At 71.4% G+C, this 18,262-nt stretch carries 21 protein-coding genes; 8 read left to right on the forward strand and 13 right to left on the reverse strand.

All coding sequences use genetic code 11. The annotated features are described in order from the left end of the window. Genes Acor_RS22210 through Acor_RS22220 form a run of 3 tightly spaced genes read left to right on the forward strand, consistent with a single transcriptional unit; the run spans position 1 to position 1,326 of the window. Positions 1-513: a hypothetical protein gene (locus tag Acor_RS22210; protein WP_155338640.1), complete on the forward strand. Its 513-nt coding sequence runs from the start codon at positions 1-3 to the stop codon at positions 511-513. Next, a complete protein-coding gene (locus Acor_RS22215) occupies positions 510-1,175 on the forward strand; it encodes a DUF6338 family protein (protein WP_155338641.1) in 666 nt (221 codons plus the stop codon). The genes Acor_RS22210 and Acor_RS22215 overlap by 4 nt, the downstream gene beginning before the upstream one ends. Beyond that, positions 1,153-1,326: a hypothetical protein gene (locus tag Acor_RS22220; protein WP_155338642.1), complete on the forward strand. Its 174-nt coding sequence runs from the start codon at positions 1,153-1,155 to the stop codon at positions 1,324-1,326. Before Acor_RS22215 ends, Acor_RS22220 begins: the two co-directional genes overlap by 23 nt. Here Acor_RS22220 and Acor_RS22225 read toward each other — a convergent pair whose 3' ends face one another. After that, positions 1,327-1,998: a response regulator gene (locus Acor_RS22225; RefSeq protein WP_155338643.1), complete on the reverse strand. Its 672-nt coding sequence runs from the start codon at positions 1,996-1,998 to the stop codon at positions 1,327-1,329. It lies immediately after the preceding gene. Beyond that, on the reverse strand, positions 1,995-3,572 hold the full coding sequence (locus tag Acor_RS22230) for a sensor histidine kinase (protein ID WP_155338644.1): 1,578 nt from the start codon (positions 3,570-3,572) through the stop codon (positions 1,995-1,997). Before Acor_RS22230 ends, Acor_RS22225 begins: the two co-directional genes overlap by 4 nt. A gap of 126 nt (positions 3,573-3,698) precedes the next feature. Between Acor_RS22230 and Acor_RS22235 the strand changes: the two genes are divergently transcribed. Continuing rightward, the gene (locus Acor_RS22235; RefSeq protein WP_155338645.1) at positions 3,699-5,066 is read left to right on the forward strand and encodes a cation:dicarboxylate symporter family transporter; all 1,368 of its coding nucleotides are present in this window, start codon (positions 3,699-3,701) and stop codon (positions 5,064-5,066) included. 6 nt (positions 5,067-5,072) lie between these two features. Here the strand turns inward: Acor_RS22235 and Acor_RS22240 are convergent, their stop codons facing one another. From Acor_RS22240 to Acor_RS22290, 11 genes are all read right to left on the reverse strand, one after another. Beyond that, positions 5,073-5,705: a response regulator gene (locus Acor_RS22240; RefSeq protein ID WP_155338646.1), complete on the reverse strand. Its 633-nt coding sequence runs from the start codon at positions 5,703-5,705 to the stop codon at positions 5,073-5,075. Beyond that, positions 5,698-6,948, reverse strand: a complete 1,251-nt coding sequence (locus Acor_RS22245) for a sensor histidine kinase (RefSeq protein ID WP_246238953.1) — start codon at positions 6,946-6,948, stop codon at positions 5,698-5,700. Before Acor_RS22245 ends, Acor_RS22240 begins: the two co-directional genes overlap by 8 nt. Positions 6,949-6,968: 20 nt before the next feature. Beyond that, the gene (locus Acor_RS22250) at positions 6,969-7,709 is read right to left on the reverse strand and encodes an ABC transporter permease (RefSeq protein ID WP_155338647.1); all 741 of its coding nucleotides are present in this window, start codon (positions 7,707-7,709) and stop codon (positions 6,969-6,971) included. Position 7,710: 1 nt separating this feature from the next. Beyond that, positions 7,711-8,616, reverse strand: coding sequence for an ABC transporter ATP-binding protein (locus Acor_RS22255; protein ID WP_155338648.1), 906 nt, complete (start codon positions 8,614-8,616; stop codon positions 7,711-7,713). Between the two features lie 97 nt (positions 8,617-8,713). After that, positions 8,714-9,352 carry a helix-turn-helix domain-containing protein gene (locus Acor_RS22260; protein ID WP_155338649.1) on the reverse strand — a complete coding sequence of 213 codons (639 nt, stop codon included), beginning with the start codon at positions 9,350-9,352 and terminating at the stop codon, positions 8,714-8,716. A 5-nt stretch (positions 9,353-9,357) separates the two neighbouring features. Next, positions 9,358-10,434 carry an FAD-dependent oxidoreductase gene (locus Acor_RS22265; RefSeq protein ID WP_155338650.1) on the reverse strand — a complete coding sequence of 359 codons (1,077 nt, stop codon included), beginning with the start codon at positions 10,432-10,434 and terminating at the stop codon, positions 9,358-9,360. Further along, the gene (locus tag Acor_RS22270; protein ID WP_155338651.1) at positions 10,431-11,741 is read right to left on the reverse strand and encodes an FMN-binding glutamate synthase family protein; all 1,311 of its coding nucleotides are present in this window, start codon (positions 11,739-11,741) and stop codon (positions 10,431-10,433) included. The genes Acor_RS22265 and Acor_RS22270 overlap by 4 nt, the downstream gene beginning before the upstream one ends. Positions 11,742-11,757: 16 nt before the next feature. Then, the gene (locus Acor_RS22275) at positions 11,758-12,432 is read right to left on the reverse strand and encodes a GltB/FmdC/FwdC-like GXGXG domain-containing protein (RefSeq protein ID WP_218034418.1); all 675 of its coding nucleotides are present in this window, start codon (positions 12,430-12,432) and stop codon (positions 11,758-11,760) included. Continuing rightward, a complete protein-coding gene (locus Acor_RS22280) occupies positions 12,420-13,298 on the reverse strand; it encodes a class II glutamine amidotransferase domain-containing protein (RefSeq protein WP_155338652.1) in 879 nt (292 codons plus the stop codon). Before Acor_RS22280 ends, Acor_RS22275 begins: the two co-directional genes overlap by 13 nt. Before the next feature lie 11 nt (positions 13,299-13,309). Then, on the reverse strand, positions 13,310-14,617 hold the full coding sequence (glnT, locus tag Acor_RS22285; RefSeq protein ID WP_218034419.1) for a type III glutamate--ammonia ligase: 1,308 nt from the start codon (positions 14,615-14,617) through the stop codon (positions 13,310-13,312). 88 nt (positions 14,618-14,705) lie between these two features. Beyond that, complete coding sequence (locus Acor_RS22290; RefSeq protein WP_155338654.1) at positions 14,706-15,173, reverse strand: MarR family winged helix-turn-helix transcriptional regulator; 468 nt, start codon at positions 15,171-15,173, stop codon at positions 14,706-14,708. 83 nt (positions 15,174-15,256) lie between these two features. Here Acor_RS22290 and Acor_RS22295 point away from each other — a divergent pair, with 83 nt between their 5' ends. From Acor_RS22295 to Acor_RS22310, 4 genes are all read left to right on the forward strand, one after another. After that, positions 15,257-16,132, forward strand: coding sequence for a haloalkane dehalogenase (locus tag Acor_RS22295; RefSeq protein ID WP_308805679.1), 876 nt, complete (start codon positions 15,257-15,259; stop codon positions 16,130-16,132). A gap of 419 nt (positions 16,133-16,551) precedes the next feature. After that, the gene (locus tag Acor_RS22300; RefSeq protein WP_155338655.1) at positions 16,552-16,971 is read left to right on the forward strand and encodes a hypothetical protein; all 420 of its coding nucleotides are present in this window, start codon (positions 16,552-16,554) and stop codon (positions 16,969-16,971) included. Positions 16,972-16,974: 3 nt separating this feature from the next. Beyond that, positions 16,975-17,199: a helix-turn-helix transcriptional regulator gene (locus Acor_RS22305; protein WP_155338656.1), complete on the forward strand. Its 225-nt coding sequence runs from the start codon at positions 16,975-16,977 to the stop codon at positions 17,197-17,199. Positions 17,200-17,471: 272 nt separating this feature from the next. Continuing rightward, positions 17,472-18,155, forward strand: a complete 684-nt coding sequence (locus Acor_RS22310) for a DUF4386 domain-containing protein (RefSeq protein WP_218034420.1) — start codon at positions 17,472-17,474, stop codon at positions 18,153-18,155. The last annotated feature ends 107 nt before the right edge of the window (positions 18,156-18,262 follow it).

Consider the following 18,262-nt stretch of genomic DNA (forward strand, 5'->3'; position numbering starts at 1 on the left):
ATGGACGAGGTCGCGGCGATGCCCGCGTACGCGCGCATCGCCCACTACCAGCTCGTCGAGCATCCGGCGATCAGGCGCGGCGCGCTCGGCGACGAGGTCGACGCGCGCACGCTGAGTCACGTGCTCGCCCTGCTGTGCATGGCGTACGCGGACGAGGAACGCTACGAGGAGGCGATCGCCGCCGGGGAGCGCGCGCTGCGGATCGCCCCCCAGGACGACGCACTGCGCGGGCCTGTCCTGCTCAACCTGGGCGTCGCCCACAGCAGGAGCGGCGACCTGGTCGCCGGCCTGGCCTGCCACCGGCGGAGCTGGGCGCACGCCCGGCGGGCCGGCGACCTCGGGACGCTGCTGAAAGCTGGCGGCAACTCGCTGCTGGCGCTGGAGTCGGGCCACCCGCTGGGCGAGCCGGAGCTCGCGTTCCTGACCGAGTGCCTGCCCGTGTTCGAAGAACTGGAGCGGCGGCCGGAGATGGCCAGGGCGGCCCTTCTCCTGGAGAAGGCGAGGCGCGGATGACCCCGAGCACGGTGGAGCAGCTGGCGATCGTGGTGCTGCTCGTCCTGCCGGGCACCACCTACCTGTTCGCCAGGGAACGCCTGCTCGGCGTCCGGGAGGCCGAGCAGGACACCGGCAACCGTTTCCTGCGCGCCATCGGCGTCGGCGTGCTCCTCGACACCCTCTACCTGATCGCGGCGGGCCCCGGGCTCGTCGCCCTGCTGCGCGGCCGGGGCGCCACGCCGCTGGCCGGGCTGACCGAGCAGCCCCGCGCGGCCGGGCTCTGGCTGCTGCTCCTCATCATCGTGGCGCCGACCCTGCTGGCCTGGGCGGAGGCCCGGTGGGTACGGCGCCGCCGCCCGGCCAGGCACGACCGCACGCCGACCGCCTGGGACGCGCTCTTCCAGAACCGGGGGCCGTGCTTCGTCCGGATCCGGCTGAAGAACGGGGGCTGGGCGGGCGGTTGGTACGGCTCCAGATCCCGCGCCTCCGCCTACCCGCAGCCGGGAGACCTGTTCCTGGAGTCGCAGTACCGGATGAAACCCGACGGCTCCTTCGGCCCGCGCATCCCGGGCACCGGCGGCCTGTACGTCAAGACGGCCGACATCGACCTGCTGGAGATCCTCGAACCCCGCGCCCGCCCCGAAGAAGGAGCCGCCGATGCCCAGCCCCGACCCCGATGACTACCCGGACCTCGACGACATCGACGCCTGGGCGGGCTCGCCGCGCGGCTGCCACCACCCGAAGGAGACGGTGTCGGAGGCCGACTCGATCCCCCCGGACGAACCGCCAGGCGTGTCCATCCCCGTCGAGCCCGAGCCCGAGCCGGGCTGATCAGATGAGCTGGTAGAGCAGCTCGGGCCGGCCGAGGTTGCCGTACTGGGGGAGCCGCCGGGTGACGCCGGTCTCGGTGAGGTGTTCCAGGTAGCGGCGGGCCGTCACCCTCGACACCCCGACGGAGGCGGCGACCGCCTGGGCCGACAGGCCGTCGGTGGTGTTCCTGAGTTCGGCGACCACGGCTTCCAGGGTCGGCCGCGTCAGCCCTTTCGGCAGGTGCGAGCGGGTTGGGCCGCGCAGCGCCGCGAGCGCGTCGTCGACCTCGCCCTGGCCGCTCGCCTCGCCGGACACGTCGACCGAGGAGCGGAACCGCGCGTACTGCCGGAGCTTCTCGCTGAGCGCGGCGAAGGTGAACGGCTTGAGCAGGTACTGCGCCACGCCCGCCGACACCGCCGACCTGACCACCGACAGGTCGCGGGCCGAGGTGATGACGATGACGTCGCAGAGGATGCCGGCGCCCCGGACGGCGCGGCAGACGTCCAGCCCGTGCATGTCGGGCAGATACAGGTCCAGCAGGATCAGGTCGACCGGACGCCGGCGCAGGAAGCGCAGCGCCTCGCCGCCGGAGCGGACCACGCCGGCGACCTCGAAACCGGGCACCCGCTCCACGTAGACGCGGTTCGCCTCGGCCGTGATCTCCTCATCCTCCACCACCAGCACCGAGATCATGACGTGCTCCGTTCCGGCAGCGGGAGCCGTACCGTGAAGACGGCGCCGGGATCGCCGGTCACCTCGATCGTGCCGCCCAGGCGGCGCACGGCCTGCGCGACCAGGGACAATCCGAGGCCGCGCCCGCTGCCCTTGGTCGTCCAGCCGCGCTGGTACGCCTCCGTGACCGCGGCCGGGTGGAGTCCCCGGCCGCTGTCGGCGACCCGGATCAGGCAGCTCCCTTCCGACGCGCCCAGATGTACGGTCACCCGGGCGGGCGGTGTGCCGGACATGGCCGCCTCCACCGCGTTGTCGATCAGGTTGCCGAGGATCGCCACCAGGTCGTGCGCGTCCAGCCCGACGTCGTCCAGCTCGCTCTCCTGGCTGATCGACAGCTCGACGCCGCGCTCGCCCGCCTGGGCCGACTTGCCGAGCAGCAGCGCCGCCAGCACCGGCTCGCGGACGGCGGCCACGACCCGGTCGGTGAGTTCCTGGGCGGCCCGCAGTTCCTCGGTGGCGAACGCGACGGCCTGTTCCGGGCGGCCCAGTTCGACCAGGGTGATCACGGTGTGCAGGCGGTTGGCCGATTCGTGCGCGGCCGAGCGCAGCGCCTCGGCGAAGCCGCGTTCCGCGTCGAGCTGGCCGGTCACGGCCTGGAGTTCGGTGTGGTCGCGCAAGGTGACCACCGTACCGAGGGAGCGGGCGCCGGCACGCACCGCCGCGACGCTGACCAGCAGGACGCGGTCGCCGGTCAGGTGGATCTCGTCGGTGCGGTCGCCGCCGGAGGCCAGCTGTTCGGTGAGGGACGGCGGCAGGCCCAGGGCGGTGACCTGGCGGCCCTCCGCGTCCGGGGGGAGGGCGAGCAGTTCGCGGGCGCCGTCGTTGCACAGGGTGAGCGCGCCCCGGCTGTCGACCAGGAGCAGTCCTTCGCGGACGGCGTGCAGGATCGCCTCGTGGTAGTCGTACATCCGGCCCAGTTCGGTCGGCCCGAGGCCGTGCGTGTGCCGCCGCAGCCGCCGCCCGGCCAGGTAGGTGCCCGCCGTCCCGGCCGCGAGGCCGAGTAGCGCGGCGATCCCGGCCGCGCCGACCTGCTCGCGCAGCCTGTCGCTGATCTTCTCGACCGTGATTCCGGCGCTGACCAGCGCCCTGACCCGGCCCTCGGCGTCCCGGACGGGCGTGACCGTGCGGATGGAGGGGCCGAGCGTGCCGGTGTAGGTCTCGCTGACCGTCCGCCCCTCCCGCGCGGGCGCGATGGTGCCCAGGTAGCGCCTGCCGATCTCGGCCGGGCGTGGGTGGGTGTAGCGGATGCCGTCCGGGCTCATGATGGTGATGAAGTCGACCTTGGTCTCCGCCCGGACCCGCTCCGCGTACGGCTGGAGCGCCGCGGACGGATCGGGATCGGCGAGCGCGGCCAGCACGGACGGGGAGCCGGCCACGCTGACCGCCACCGCCCTGGTCACCGCGGTGGCGTCCGCGGCCACCAGATCGCGCGCCTGGAAGAAGCCCATCGCGGAGCCGGCGGCCACGGTCACCGTCACGACGATGATCTGGAGGGCGAGCATCTGCCTCGCCACACTCCACTGCCGCAACCGCATCCGCCGGCTCACTTCCTCGGGCTCACTTCGGTGATGAACGAAATGTACGCAATGGTGACCGCTGTCAGCGCCCGGGCGCATAGTCGCTCAACTGACCACCCCTTCTCCACCGGGAGAGTGAGCGCCATGTCCGCCCCCACGGAAGCCCCCCAGGCCCCGGTCCCCGAACGCCGGGACCGGACCCGCTACCTCTACCTCGCCGTCATCGTCGCCGCCCTCGCCGGGATCGCGGTCGGATTCATCGCCCCCGACCTCGGCAAGGAGCTGAAGCCGCTGGGCACCGCGTTCGTGGCGCTGATCAAGATGATGATCAGCCCGATCATCTTCTGCACCATCGTGCTCGGCGTCGGCTCGGTCGCCAAGGCCGCCAAGGTCGGCCGGGTCGGCGGCCTGGCGCTCGGCTACTTCCTGGTGATGTCCACGGTCGCGCTCGCCATCGGCTTGGTCGTCGGGAATCTCGTCGACCCGGGGCAGGGGCTGCAGCTGACCGACGAGCTCCGCCAGGCCGCCGCCGCCGAGGCGGCCAAGGGCGGCGAGAGCGACACGACGGCGTTCCTGCTCGGCATCATCCCGGCCACCATCGTGTCGGCGTTCACCGAGGGGCAGGTCCTGCAGACCCTGCTGGTCGCCCTGTTCGCCGGTTTCGCCCTCCAGGGCATGGGGGAGCGGGCGGCGCCCATCCTCACCGGCATCGGGCACATCCAGCGGCTCGTCTTCCGCATCCTCGCCATGATCATGTGGGCGGCCCCGGTCGGCGCGTTCGGCGCCATGGCGGCGGTGGTCGGCGCGACCGGCGTGGACGCGCTCACCAGCCTCGGCGTCATCATGCTCAGCTTCTACGCGACCTGCCTGCTCTTCGTCTTCCTCATCCTGGGCCCGATGCTCCAACTGGTCGCCCGGATCAACGTGCTGTCCCTGTTCGGGTATCTGCGGCGCGAGTTCCTGCTCATCCTGTCCACCTCCTCCTCCGAGTCGGCGCTGCCACGACTGATCGCCAAGATGGAGCACCTGGGCGTCAGCCGCCCGGTCGTCGGCATCACCGTGCCGACCGGCTACTCCTTCAACCTGGACGGGACCGCCATTTACCTGACCATGGCCACCCTGTTCGTGGCCAGCGCCACCGGCGCCCCCCTCGCCATCGGCGAGCAGCTGTCCCTGCTGGCCTTCATGATGATCGCCTCCAAGGGCGCGGCCGGGGTGACCGGCGCGGGCATGGCGACCCTGGCCAGCGGCCTCCAGTCGCACCGCCCCGAACTGGTCGACGGAGTCGGCCTCATCGTCGGCATCGACCGCTTCATGTCCGAGGCCCGCGCCCTGACCAACTTCGCCGGCAACGCGGTGGCCACCGTCCTGGTCGGCAGCTGGACGGGCGAGTTCGACCGCGCCAGGGCCGTGGAGGTCCTCGCCGGCCGGGACCCGTTCGACGAGACGACCCTCCTGGACGAGCACGACTCCCCGGCGCAGGAGCCGGTGCCCGCGTCCCACCCGGGCTGAGCCCGGTCAGCCGAGGACGCCGCGGTCGTAGGCCGCGGCCACCGCGGCGGCGCGGTCCTTGACGCCGAGCTTGGCGTAGATGTGGGTGAGGTGGCTCTTGACGGTGGCCTCGCTGATGAACAGGATCGCGGCGATCTCGCGGTTGCCGGTGCCCTTGGCGACCAGGTGCAGGACTTCGCGTTCGCGGCCGCTGAGCGCGGCGCTGACGGGGGCCCTGACCCGGGAGACCAGGCGGGAGGCGATGGCGGGGGACAGGACCGTCCGGCCTTCTGCCGCGGCGCGGACGGCGGTGAACAGTTCGTCGCGCGGGGCGTCCTTGAGCAGGTATCCGGTGGCGCCGGCCTCGATCGCGGGGATGGTGTCGGAGTCGGTGTCGTAGGTGGTGAGCACCAGGACCTTGGCGCGCAGGCGGCGGCGGGACAGTTCCTTGATGGCGTCCACGCCGCCGCCGCCGGGCATCCGCAGATCCATCAGGACCACGTCGGGGTCTAATCGGGTGGCCAGGTCGACCGCTTCGACGCCGTCCTGGGCCTCGCCGAGGACGCGGAAACCGGCCGAGGAGGCGAAGATGCCGAGCAGGCCGTGCCGGACGACGGGATGGTCGTCGACGATCAGGAGGGTGATGACGGGTTCAGTCATTGCGCAACAACGGTACCCGGGCCGAGACGGCGGTGCCCGTCCCCGGCTCCGACTCGATCTCGACGGTGCCGGCCACGCGTTCGGCCCGGGCGCGCATGCCGTCCAGACCGAAACCGCCGAGGCTGCCGCGCGGGGGGACCGAGCGCGGGTCGAAGCCGCGGCCGTCGTCGCGGACGTCCAGGCTCACCTCGTCGTCCATGTAGGACAGGGTGACGCCGACCCTGGCCGGGCGGGCGTGCCGGCCGGCGTTGGCGAGCGCCTCCTGGGCGATGCGGAGCAGGGCGGCCTCGATCTCGTGGTGCAGCTGTTCCGCCGCTCCGGTGACGGTGAAGCCGGCCCGGACGCCCGTCGACTCCGACCAGGCCACCACGATCTTCTCCAGCGCCTCGGGCAGCTCGTCGTGCTGCAGCGGGGCCGGGCCGAGGTTGTGGACCGAGCGGCGGGCCTCGCCGAGGCTCTGCCTGGCCAGGACGGCCGCCCGCTCGATGTAGTCGCGGGTGGTGGCGGGCTCGGCGCTGTCGGCCGCCGCCTGGAGCTGGGTGACGATGCCGGCCAGCCCCTGGGCGATGGTGTCGTGGATCTCGGCGGCCAGGCGGCGCCGCTCGTCGTGCACGCCCGCCTCCCTGGCCTGGACGAGGAGCTGCGCGTGCAGGCCGGCGTTCTCCAGCAGCGCCTGCTCCAGCTTGGCGTTGGCGCTCCGCAGTTCCGCGATGGTGTCGGTCTTGGCCTGGGTGTTCTCGCCCGCCTTGACGGAGAAGTGGTGGAGCAGCAGGACGAACGCGCAGCTGATCGCGAAGAGCGCGGCGAAGCCCGCCCACTCGTTCGCGCCGGTCAGCGGGAATCCGCCGACGGTGGCCCCGGCCATCGGCACCGCCGTGGCGAGCAGCCCGGCCCGCACCCGGCGGGGCGGCAGCCAGCGGTCGGCGTCGTAGTAGCCGATCAGCGCGTAGATGGCGAAGATCGGGTTCAGCCAGGAGAGGGTGAAGGAGAGCATGTACCGGATGGCGTAGTACGCCTGGCTGGCCGCCCCGATCCCGGCCCGGCCCGGGGCGGTCCTGCTCCACCACAGTTGCAGCGCGAGCGCGGCGCCCGCCAGCGCCACCGTCCAGTTCCGCTCGGCGCCGGCGCGGAGCAGATCGGTGGTGGCCGCCGTGGCCACGGCGGCGATGCCCAGCAGCAGGTACGGCGCCCACCGGTAGAACTGCTCCCAGCGCGCCTCCACCGGCACCGCGTCACTCGTCACCGGACCAGTCTGCGGGCTGATCATTCCCAGCGGAACCATCGGACGGCGGCGGCGATCAGGACGACGGTCCAGCCCGCCATCACGCCCAGCAGCGACCAGCTGGGCCAGCCGCCCCGCATCGCCTGGTCGAGCGCCTGCGCGGCCGCCCCGAACGGGGTGAGCTCGATGATCCGCTGGGCGATCTCCGGCAGGACCTGGACGGGTCCCCACAACCCCGCGGTGATGACCAGCGGGAAGAAGGCGATCGTGCCGGCCGTGGTGGCGAGCCGCGTGGTCGGGACGATCGCGGCGATGATCGTGCCCAGCGCGAGCGCCACCAGGACGGCGAGCACGAGGGCCACCAGGTAGCCGGGGAGGTGCCGGGGGAGCGGCACGCCGTGCAGGATCCCGCCCAGGGCGAGCACGAGGACGGCCGAGCCGAGGGCGATCCCGGTGTGGACCAGGATCTGCGCCGTCAGGAGGGTGAGCGGCCGTACCGGTGTGGTGGACATGCGCCGCAGGATTCCCTGCTCCCGGTAGCCGACCAGGAACCCCGGCATGACCTGCGTCCCAGACATGATCACGGCGAGCAGCAGCAGCGCGGGGACGTAGGCGTCGACCATGCGCAGGCCGCCCAGCGCCGGGTCGGCCGCCCGGAAGGACGGCAGCAGGCCGAGGACGGCCAGCAGCAGCGGCGGGAAGGCCACGACCCAGAACACCCCCGCCCGGTTGCGGCCGATCAGGCGGGCTTCTGTGGTCAGTACGGCGGTGGCGGCGGACATGTCAGTTCTCCCGCTCGGTGAGGTGGAGGAAGGTGTCGTCGAGGGTCGGCGTGGTGACCTGGAGCTGATGTGCCGTGATCTGGTGCCGGGCGAGCAGGGCGATCAGCGTCCCGACGGTCTCGTCCGTGCCGCGTACGGTCACCTGGCCGTTCTCGGCCTGCCGGACGGACACGACCGCGGGCAGCGCGGCCAGGTCGAGGTCGCCGACGGGCTGGGAGGGGGTGAAGGTGATGACCGTGACTCCGTCGGTGTGGCGGATCAGCCCGGCGGGTGTGTCGAGGGCGACGACCTTGCCGGCGTTGATCACGGCGATCCGGTCGCAGAGGTGCTGGGCTTCCTCCATGAAGTGCGTGACCAGCAGGACGGTCACGCCCGAGGCCCGGACGTCCTCGACCAGCTGCCAGGTGTCGCGGCGGGCGCGCGGATCCAGCCCCGTGGTGAGCTCGTCCAGCACGACGATCCTGGGGGAGCCGATGAGGGCGAGCGCGATGAACAGGCGCTGCTTCTGCCCGCCGGAGAGTTTGCCGAAGCGGATGTCGAGCCGGTCGGTCAGGCCGAGCGTCTCGGCCAGCGTCCGCCAGTCGGCCGGGGCCGGATAGAAGGCGCTGTAGAGCACCAGCGCCTCGCGCACGGTCAGGTTCTCCTGGAGCGCGCTCTGCTGGAGCTGCACGCCGAGGAGCTGGGTGACCCGCTTGCGGTCGGCGAGCGGGTCCAGCCCGGCCACCCGCACCCGCCCGGCGTCGGGCACCCGCAGCCCCGCGACGCACTCGACGGTGCTCGTCTTGCCGGCGCCGTTCGGGCCGAGCACGCCGAAGATCTCGCCTTCCTCGACCGCGAAGGAGACCCCGTCGACCGCGGCCCGGCCCCCGTAGGACTTGCGCAGTTCGGTGACTTCGATGATGGGCATGCGTCAATGATCACGTCCGGCGTCCCGGCCGCGCATCGGCCATCGCGCTCGCCCCGGCATCATCCGATCGGATGATCGCGGGGTACGACCCGGGCGGTCAGCCGTTCGGCTGGTCGCCGTAGGCGGTGACGGAGAGGAAGCGGATGGGGAGTTCCACGAGTTCGTGCGGGCCGTGGGCGCCCTCGCCGTCGAGCTGGAGGGCGTCGCCGGGGCGCATGGTGTACTGGGCTTCGCCGTGGCCGTACACCATGACGCCTTCCAGCAGGTAGATGAGTTCGGTGCCGGGGTGCTGGAAGAGGGGGAAGACCTCGCTGGACTCGGTGAGGGTGACCAGGACGGCTTCCATGCGTTTGTGGGGGCCGCGGAGCGCGCCGAGCAGTTCGTAGAGGTGGCCGACCCTGCTGCCCTGGCGGACGATGCGCGCGCCGTGACCGGCCGGGACGAAGACCGCTTCGCGGGTGGTGTCGACGCCGCGGAACAGGGCGGTGACGGGGATGTCGAGGCCGGCGGCCAGCCGGGCGAGCGTGGTCAGGCTGCACGAGGTCTGGGCGTTCTCGATTTTGGAGAGCATCGCCTTGGAGATGCCGATGCGGGCGGCCATCTCCGCCACCGACAGCCCGGCGGCGGTCCGGTAGCGGCGGACCTGCTGGGCGATGGCGGCCTCCAGGCTGGCCGGTCCTGTCTCCTGATCGGGGTCGATCTCGCGGGAGTCGTGGGGCTGACGGTCGGTGGCCATGGCCCTCATCCTGCCGTTCCCGCCCGGAAGCGGCGCAACGCGAAGCGGGGGTGCGGGTCGGTGTCGCCGAGGGCGAGGTCGGCGGCGAGTGCGCCGATCAGCGGGGCGAACTTGGCGCCGTGCCCGGAGCAGGGGGAGACGATCACGATCGGGCCGGTGCGGTCCAGGATGAAGTCCTCGTCCGGGGTGGTCGTGTACAGGCAGGTCGCTTCGGCCACCGGCCTGGGGTCGAGGCCGGGGAGCCGGTCGGCCACCCAGGCGCTCACCAGCGCCCGCGAGGCCGGGCTGACCACGCCGTCGCGGGTGGCGGCGGTGGTGGGGGTGCCGCCGTCGTGCTGGGCGACCTTGTAGGCGGGGGCGGTGCCGCCGTCGGCGCCGGACGGGAGGCCGAAGATCTGGTCGCGGTCCTTGGAGACCAGGATGGGCCAGGCGGTCGTGGGGTCGCGCAGGGGGAAGTGGAAGACCTGCTGCTGGGTGACGGTGAGCGGGATCTCCGGCTGGAGGTCGGGGAGCCAGGATCCGGCGGCGACGATCACGCGGTCGGCCAGCAGGTCCTCTTCGCCCAGGTGAAGCCGTACTCCCTGGCCGGCTCTTTCGATCGCGGTGACCCGCGTTCCGGGACGGAATCGCGCGACGCGCCGCACGCAGGCCGCCACCATGGCGTCGGGGTTCACCACCCCCGCCTCCGGGTGGTGGAGCACTGGACCGTCGAAGCGGATCTGCGGCCAGCGTTCGGCCGCCGCCGCGGCCGTCAGTAGTTCGTGCGGAACCCCGCCCGCCGCCAGCACCCGGGCCAGGCCCTCCGGGTCCCGGCCCGCGCCCAGATCCAGGCCGCCGGTGACCTGGAGCAGTTCCGCGCCGGTCTCGTCCTCCAGTTCCCGCCACGCGTCGCCGGCCCGCCCGGTCAGCTCCACGTAGAACGGGTCGGCGTACGCGCGCCGGTAGATCCGCGACGTGCCGTGCGAGCTGCCGTGGCGGTGGCCGGCGTCGAAGGCCTCGATCAGGGTGACCTCGTGGCCGCGCCGGGCGAGCTGCCAGGCCGCAGCCGCGCCCATCAGGCCCGCGCCGACGACGACGATCACCGGGTTCTCCCCGGAATCCAGTCGGTGCCCGCCAGCGGGACGCGCGCCATCGCGGCCGACTCGATGGTGAGCGCGACCAGGTCCTCCGGCTCCAGGTGGTGCAGGTGCGCCTTGCCGCAGGCGCGCGCGATGGTCTGCGCCTCCATGGTGAGCACCCGCAGGTAGTTGGCCAGCCGCCGCCCGCCCTCCTCGGGGTCGAGCCGGTCGGCCAGTTCGTCGTCCTGGGTGGTGATCCCGGCCGGGTCGCGGCCGTCCTGGAAGTCGTCGAAGAACCCGGCGGCCGAGCCCAGCGCCCGGTACTCGGCGTCGTAACGCGGGTGGTTGTCGCCGAGCGCGATCAGGGCGGCGGTGCCGATGGCGACCGCGTCCGCGCCGAGGGCGATCGCCTTGGCGACGTCGGCCCCGGTCCTGATGCCGCCGGAGACGATGAGCTGGACCTTCCTGTGCACGCCCAGTTCCTGCAGCGCCTGGACGGCCTGGGGGAGGGCCGCGAGCGTGGGGATGCCGACATGCTCGATGAAGACCTCCTGCGTCGCGGCCGTGCCGCCCTGCATGCCGTCGACCACGACGACGTCGGCTCCGGCGTGCACGGCCAGCTTGACGTCGTAGTACGTACGGGTGGCGCCGACCTTGACGTAGATCGGCTTCTCCCAGTCGGTGATCTCGCGCAGTTCGACGATCTTGATGGTGAGGTCGTCGGGGCCGGTCCAGTCGGGATGCCGGCAGGCGCTGCGCTGGTCCACGCCCACGGGCAGGGTGCGCATCCCGGCGACCCGATCGGTGACCTTCTGGCCGAGCAGCATGCCGCCGCCGCCCGGTTTGGCGCCCTGGCCGAGCACGATCTCGATGGCGTCGGCTTTGCGCAGGTCGTCGGGGTTCATGCCGTACCGGGATGGCAGGTACTGGTAGACCAGGTGTCTGGACTGGCCGCGCTCCTCGGGGGTCATGCCGCCGTCGCCGGTCGTGGTGGAGGTGCCGGCCGCGGTCGCGCCCCGGCCGAGGGCCTCCTTGGCGTTGGCGGACAGGGCGCCGAAGCTCATGCCGGCGATGGTGACGGGGATGTCCAGGTGGAGGGGGTGTCTGGCGTGGCGGGTGCCGAGGACGACGTCGGTGTCGCAGCGTTCGCGGTAGCCCTCCAGCGGGTAGCGGGACATGCTGGCGCCCAGGAAGAGCAGGTCGTCGAAGTGGGGCAGGCGGCGTTTGGCGCCCCAGCCGCGGATGTCGTACACGCCGGTGGCGGCGGCGCGCTGGATGGCGTGGATGGTGGCCCGGTCGAACGTGGCGGACTCCCGCAGACCTTCGTTCACGCGTGTGCTCCCCGGATCAGTAGGCGTTGTCGATCTTGAAGTGGTAGAGCCGGCGGGCGGAGCCGTACCGGCGGAAGGCGGCGGGGTCCTCGTCGAACTCGGCGGCTTTGAGGAGTCCGGCCAGTTCTGTGAGGTGTTCATCGCGCATCGGCTTTTCCACGCAGTCCGCGCCCAGGGATTTCACGGCGCCTTTGACGTAGAGGCGTGCCTCGTACAGCGAGTCGCCGAGGGCGTCGCCGGCGTCTCCGCAGACGACCAGGCGGCCGGCCTGGCCCATGAAGGCGCTCATGTGGCCGACGTCGCCGCCGACCACGATGTCGACGCCCTTCATGGAGATGCCGCAGCGGGCGGCGGCGTCGCCCTCGATGACCAGCAGGCCGCCGTGCGCGGTGGCGCCGGCCGACTGGGAGGTGTTGCCGCGGATCCGGACGGTTCCGGACATCATGTTCTCGGCGACGCCGACTCCGGCGTTGCCGTTGACGGTGACCGCGGCGTGCTGGTTCATGCCGGCGCAGTAGTAGCCGACGTGGCCGTCGATCTCCACTGAGAGCGGCCGGGTGAGGCCGCAGGCGATGGCGTGCGCGCCGCGGGGGTTGCGCACCCGCCAGCGCTGTTCGGGTTCCGGGGCGTGGAGGGCCTGGTTGAGGTCCCGTACGGGGGTGGCGGCCAGGTCCACGGTCATCGGGTCCACACGTACACCTCTTCCGGTTCCGGTTCGAAGATGCGGGCCGCGTCCACGCCGGGGAGGACCGCGAGCGCGCGGTATTCGGAGGCCATCGCCACCCACTGGGGGGTTTCGGCGATCAGCGCGGGTTTGCAGGCGATGGCGTCCCGTACCACGGCGAAGGAGTCGGCGGTGGACACCAGCAGGGTGTAGAAACCGTCGAAGCGCTCGCACAGCAGCCGCAGCGCTTTCTCCAGGTCGGCGCCCCGCGCCAGCTGGTGGGTGACGAAACGGGCGCCCACCTCGGAGTCGTTCTCGCTGTCGAAGACGACGCCGTCGGCGCGGAGCTCCCGCCGGATGGTGGCGTGGTTGGCGAACGAGCCGTTGTGCACCAGGCACTGGTCGGGGCCGACGGAGAAGGGGTGCGCGCCTTCGGGGGTGACGGCCGATTCGGTGGCCATCCGGGTGTGGCCGACGCCCTGCCAGCCGGTCATCCCGGCCAGGCCGAGGCTTCTGGTGAGGTCGGCGGGGTGGCCGGTGCCCTTCATCACGGCGACGCCGGTGCCGGAGCCGATGACCGTGGCGCCGGGGAGGGTCGCTGTGACGGCTGTCAGCAGTGTGTCGGTGGTGACCGGGGCGTGCACGAGGGTGGTCTGTCCCAGCGGGATCGTTTTGACGTCCGGCAGGTGTTCGCTGAGCGGCGTGGTGTCGGATACGTGCAGCAGGGAGACCGTGCTGCGGCCCGGTGGGGTGAGCACGGGGTCGCCGTAGACGGCCACGCCCGCCGAGTCCGGGCCCCTCTCGGCGAGCTGCCCCAGCATGGCGGCGAGCAGCTCGCCCAGCCGCGGATGGAGCGTTGGTTCCCGCAGATGGAGTCCGACGATGCCACACATTCCTGTCTCCTTCAGAAGGCGGTCAGGTAGCGGTCCAGTTCCCACTGGCCGACGGTGCCGTGCCAGTCGAAGAACTCCTCCCGCTTGGCCTGGCCGAAGTAGTTGCTGACGCCCGGACCCGCGGCGTCCAGGGCGCCGCTGACCACGGAGTCGGCGGCCAGCGCCTCCACCGCGTGGAGCAGCGTCTGCGGCAGTTCCGTTTTCCCCGCTCCAGGGTCGCCGGGGTCGAGGGCGTTCAGGACGCCGTCCAGGCCGGCGGTCAGGGTCGCCGCCATCGCCAGGTACGGGTTGGCGGACCCGTCGCCGCCGCGTAGTTCGACCCGGTTGCCGTCGGGGACGCGGATGAAATGGGTTCGGTCGTTGCCGCCGTACCCGGCCCGGCGGGGGGACCAGGTGGCGCCGGAACGGGTGGAGGCCGCGCCGGTGCGCTTGTACGAGTTGACGGTCGGGGCGATCACCGCCTGCAGGGCGGAGGCGTGCTCCAGGATGCCGCCGATGAACGCGTACGCGAGGGGTGATAAGCCCAGCTTGCGGGGGTCGGCCTGGTCGGGGAACGTGGGCTGGCCGTCCCGCCAGAGGGACAGGTGGAGGTGCATGCCGGTGCCGGTGCGGTCGCCGAACGGCTTGGGCATGAACGTGGCGATCATGCCGCGCTGCTCGGCCAGTACGGAGATCAGGTAGCGGAGGGTGATGACGCGGTCGGCGGTGGTCATGGCGTCGGCGTACTTGAAGTTCTGCTCGAACTGGCCGTTGCCGTCCTCGTGGTCGTTGGCGTAGTTGCCCCAGCCGAGGGCGTTCATGGCTTTCGAGACGGTGGCCAGGTGGTCGTACATGCGGGTCACGCCGCGCGCGTCGTAGCAGGGCTGGTGTGCGGTGTCGCGCGGGTCGGCGACGGTTAGTGTGCCGCGTTCGTCGCGGTTCACCAGGAAGTACTCGATCTCGGCGCCGACGGCCAGGGACAGGTTGCTGCTGGCGGCCAGGTCGATGGCCTTGCGGAGGATGACGCGCGGGGCGTACGGCCAGGGGGCGCCGTTGACGTGCGGGTCGCAGTGGACGAGGGCCAGGCCCGGCCGGACGAAGGGGATCGGGGTGTAGGAGGAGACGTCCGGGATCGCCATGATGTCCGGGTCGCTCGGCTGCTGCCCGATGAGCCCGGCGGCGTAGCCGGCGAAGCCGACGCCCTCGTCACGGAGTTCTTCTACGGCCTCGGCGGGGACGAGCTTGGCGCAGGGTTTGCCGGCCAGGTCGACGAAGACGGCCAGGATGAATTCGACGTTGTCGGCGCGGACCAGCTCCGCCAGATCAGAGGTTGCCTGCACTGGGTTTCCCATCGTGAGACATTGTCTCTTGGGAGTAGACAGCCCGAGTGTTACCGCCATATTGCGCCGACGCAAGGAGCCTGTGTCGTCAGTTCGGGCGGTGGGTCAGGAGCCGGGTGAGGAGGTCGACGAGCTGGGTGCGTTCCGCCGGGGTCAGGGGAGCGAGCGCTTCGTCCTGGAGGGTGGCGAGCACGTCGTCGAGCCCGCGCAGCCGGCGGATGCCGGGCTCGGTCATGGTGATGACGTTGCGGCGGCGGTCGGCGGGGTCCGGCGCGCGCTCCACGAAGCCGCGCCCGGCCAGTTCGTTGATGACCGCGACGATGTCGCTGTGGAAGATGCCGGTACGGCGGCTCAGTTCCGCCTGGCTGGACGGGCCGAACTCGCGCAACGTCGCCAGTACGGCGTAGTGCCACTTCCGGGCGTCCTCGCGGGCCAGCCCGTCGTTCACCAGGCGATCGCACTGCATCGCGGCCAGGGACAGCAGCCGGGTCGGCATGTTCCGCAGCCGGGCCGGGACGGCGTCCATGTGGTCGCCCGGGTGGGTCTCGCCGTTCATGCCCGCGATCCTATCCCTTTGCGTTAGTCGCACTAACGATGTATTTTTGTTAGTGGAACGAACGTTAGTGTGACTAAGGATTCATGATGCCCTCGATCGATGCGCTCGACTCGACGATGTACTACGAGGAGACCGGCGGCGGCACGCCGTTCGTCTTCCTGCACGGCAACCCCGGGTCGTCCCGGGTCTGGCGGAACGTCCTGCCCGCGCTGCCAGGCCGCGCGCTCGCTCCCGATCTCATCGGCATGGGCCGGTCGGGCAAGCCCAGCGTGCCGTACCGGTTCGGCGACCACGCCCGCTACCTGGACACCTGGTTCGACCGGCTCGGCCTGGACGACGTCGTGCTCGTCGGCCACGACTGGGGCGGGGCGCTCGCCTTCGACTGGGCGGCCCGCCACCCCGGCCGCACCCGCGGAGTGGTCTTCTTCGAGACCATCGTCCGCCCGATGTCCTGGAGCGAACTGGGGGACGGGCCCCGCGCCCGCGCCGAGACCATCCGCAGCCCCGCCGGCGAAGCACTGGTCCTCGACCAGAACTTCCTCGTGGACACCGCCTTCACCGGCGGCGTCCTGACACCGCTGAGCGAGGAGGAACTGGCGCACTACCGGGCCCCATACCCCACCCGCGAAAGCCGTCGCCCCCTCCTGGAATGGGCCCGCTCGCTACCCCTCGACGGCGAGCCCGCCGACGTGGCCGAACGCGTCGCCCACTACGGCAACTGGCTCGCCACCAGCCACGACGTCCCCAAACTCCTCCTCACCTTCGACTCCTCCCCAACCCTGCTCATCACACCGGAAGTCACCGCCTGGTGCGCCGCGAACATCGCCGCCCTCGAAATCAAACACTGCGGCCCGGCCGGCCACCACGCACCGGAGGACCAGCCCGGGGCCATCGCCGCGGCGATCCTCGCCTGGACGTCCCGGAACCTCACCCGAACGCCGGACTCACGACCCATCTGAGCCCGGCCGCGATTTTGTTGATGCAGGCGTGCAACCTCGAAGGCGTTAGGCGCACACTCCGCACCGCCTCGCCCGCGATCACCGCCGCCCGCCAGGTCGCCACACCCGCCCGCCGTGCTGCCCAGGCCCCGACACCGAGGTCGCCACCCAGCACCTAACCCACGCCCATCAGGGACTGGACAAGTTCGACGAACTGGCCGAACCGCCAGCCGCCGACTAGCCCGCGCCATCGGTGCCCGAAGACGGACCGGCCCCGCGTGGCTCCGCGAGGTGTGCCGGCACGGCGAGTTCATCGTCCCGATCTACCCTCGACCGCCGGGTGGCAGACTCGCGCCGGAAGGCGGAGTAAAGAATTGTTGACATCGCGTCTGTGCTGCTTTACCTTGGCTATGTCAAGTTTGTTTGACATGGGAGCGGTCATGTCCTCCGAAGAGAAGCGCACGTGGATCTACGTCGTGGTCGGGGTTGGCGTAGCCGTGGTCTACTTCGCGACCGTCCTGTCAAAGGTGCCGGGAACGGACGTGGCGACGATCGCCTACGTGTGGCCGATGCTCACCGCGATCGGTGTCGGGATCGCCGCGAATATCGTCCTGAACATCATGGCCGCGATCCTCGCACCGAGGGAGGCCGACAAGACCGACGAGCGCGACAAGCAGATCAACCGGCTGGGCGAGTACGTCGGGTTCTACGTCATGAGCGTCGCCGCGATCGTCCCGCTCGGCCTGGCGATGGCGAAGATCGAGCAGTTCTGGATCGCCAACACGCTCTACCTGGCGTTTGTCCTGGCCGCCCTCGCCTCCTCAATCGTGAAGATCGTCGCGTACCGGCGTGGCTTCTAGCCCATGGTCAAGCCCACCAGGGTCACCAACGCGATCCGAGCCCTGCGGTTCGCCCACGGGGAGATGACGCAGGCCGAACTGGCCGACCGCATCGGCGTAACCCGCCAGACCATCATCGCCATCGAGCAGGGCCGCTACTCGCCGTCATTGGAGATGGCCTTCCAGATCGCCCAAGTGTTCAGGGCACCGCTCGACGACGTCTTCCAGTACCCCGACACCGAGGACTAACCGCCACACCACTACCACCGGCGCGCGGGGACACCGCCCCGCGGCCTTCCTCCGTCACACCCAAACCAAGGGAGAATCATGGACACCCCTCAACGCCTCGCCCGGATCACAGGCCTGTTCCGTTTAACCGTTGCCCTCCGCGCCATGGTCGACAGGCCGGTGGCCGCCGACACCGTCGCTGAGTCGGGGGTCGTCGGATGATCATGGGACCCGCACGAGCCGACGCGACAGCTGAAGGGGCCGGCACGGCCGAGATAGTCCGCACCGCCCGTATGACCGGGCTGTTCTATCTCGGTATGGCCATCACGGGCGTGCTTGGATTTCTGGTCATCCGGCCGCGGCTTTTCGCGGCCGACGATCCCAGTGCGACGCTGGCGCACCTGGTCGGGAACGGGTCGCTCGTGCGCGCCGGGGTCGTGCTGGAGATGCTTATGGTCCTCACCCAGGCGCTCACCGCCATGTGGTTCTACCGCCTATTCCGCACCGTGGACGCCTTCGCCGCCGGCGGCATCGCCGCCTTCGGCCTGGTCAACGCGGTCATAGGCCTCGGCAGCGCGGCGTTCCTGGCAACGGCGGCCGAGATCGCGTTCGGCCCGGTCGGCGACGCGCCGACAACCGTCTACCTCCTATACCTGGTGAGCGGCAACCTGTGGGGCGTGGGAGCGATGTTCTTCGGCCTGTGGCTCATCCCCATGGGCTTGTGCGTGCTCCGCTCGGGGTGGATGCCCCGGCCGCTGGGCTGGGCGCTCATCGGAGGCGGCGCCGGCTATCTGCTCGGCGCGTTCATCGTGTACCTCGCTCCCGAGGCACAAGTCGTCGCTGAACTTGTCGCGATACCCGCGCACGTAGGCGAGTTCTGGATGGTCGGCTACCTGCTGGTCCGCGGCGTCCACCGTCGCGCGCTCCAGGAAGCACCGCGAGACGACGCCCACATGGCGCTGCCTGCGGCGACGTGACCTTCATACATCGATCCTCGATACCCTTCGCCCTTCCCGCACTGGCACGGAAGCGACTTGGGACGCCCTGCTCGTCCAGGTTCCGGCGCCGGTTCACCGACAGGCGC

It is taken from the genome of Acrocarpospora corrugata (assembly GCF_009687845.1).
Classification (GTDB): domain Bacteria; phylum Actinomycetota; class Actinomycetes; order Streptosporangiales; family Streptosporangiaceae; genus Acrocarpospora; species Acrocarpospora corrugata.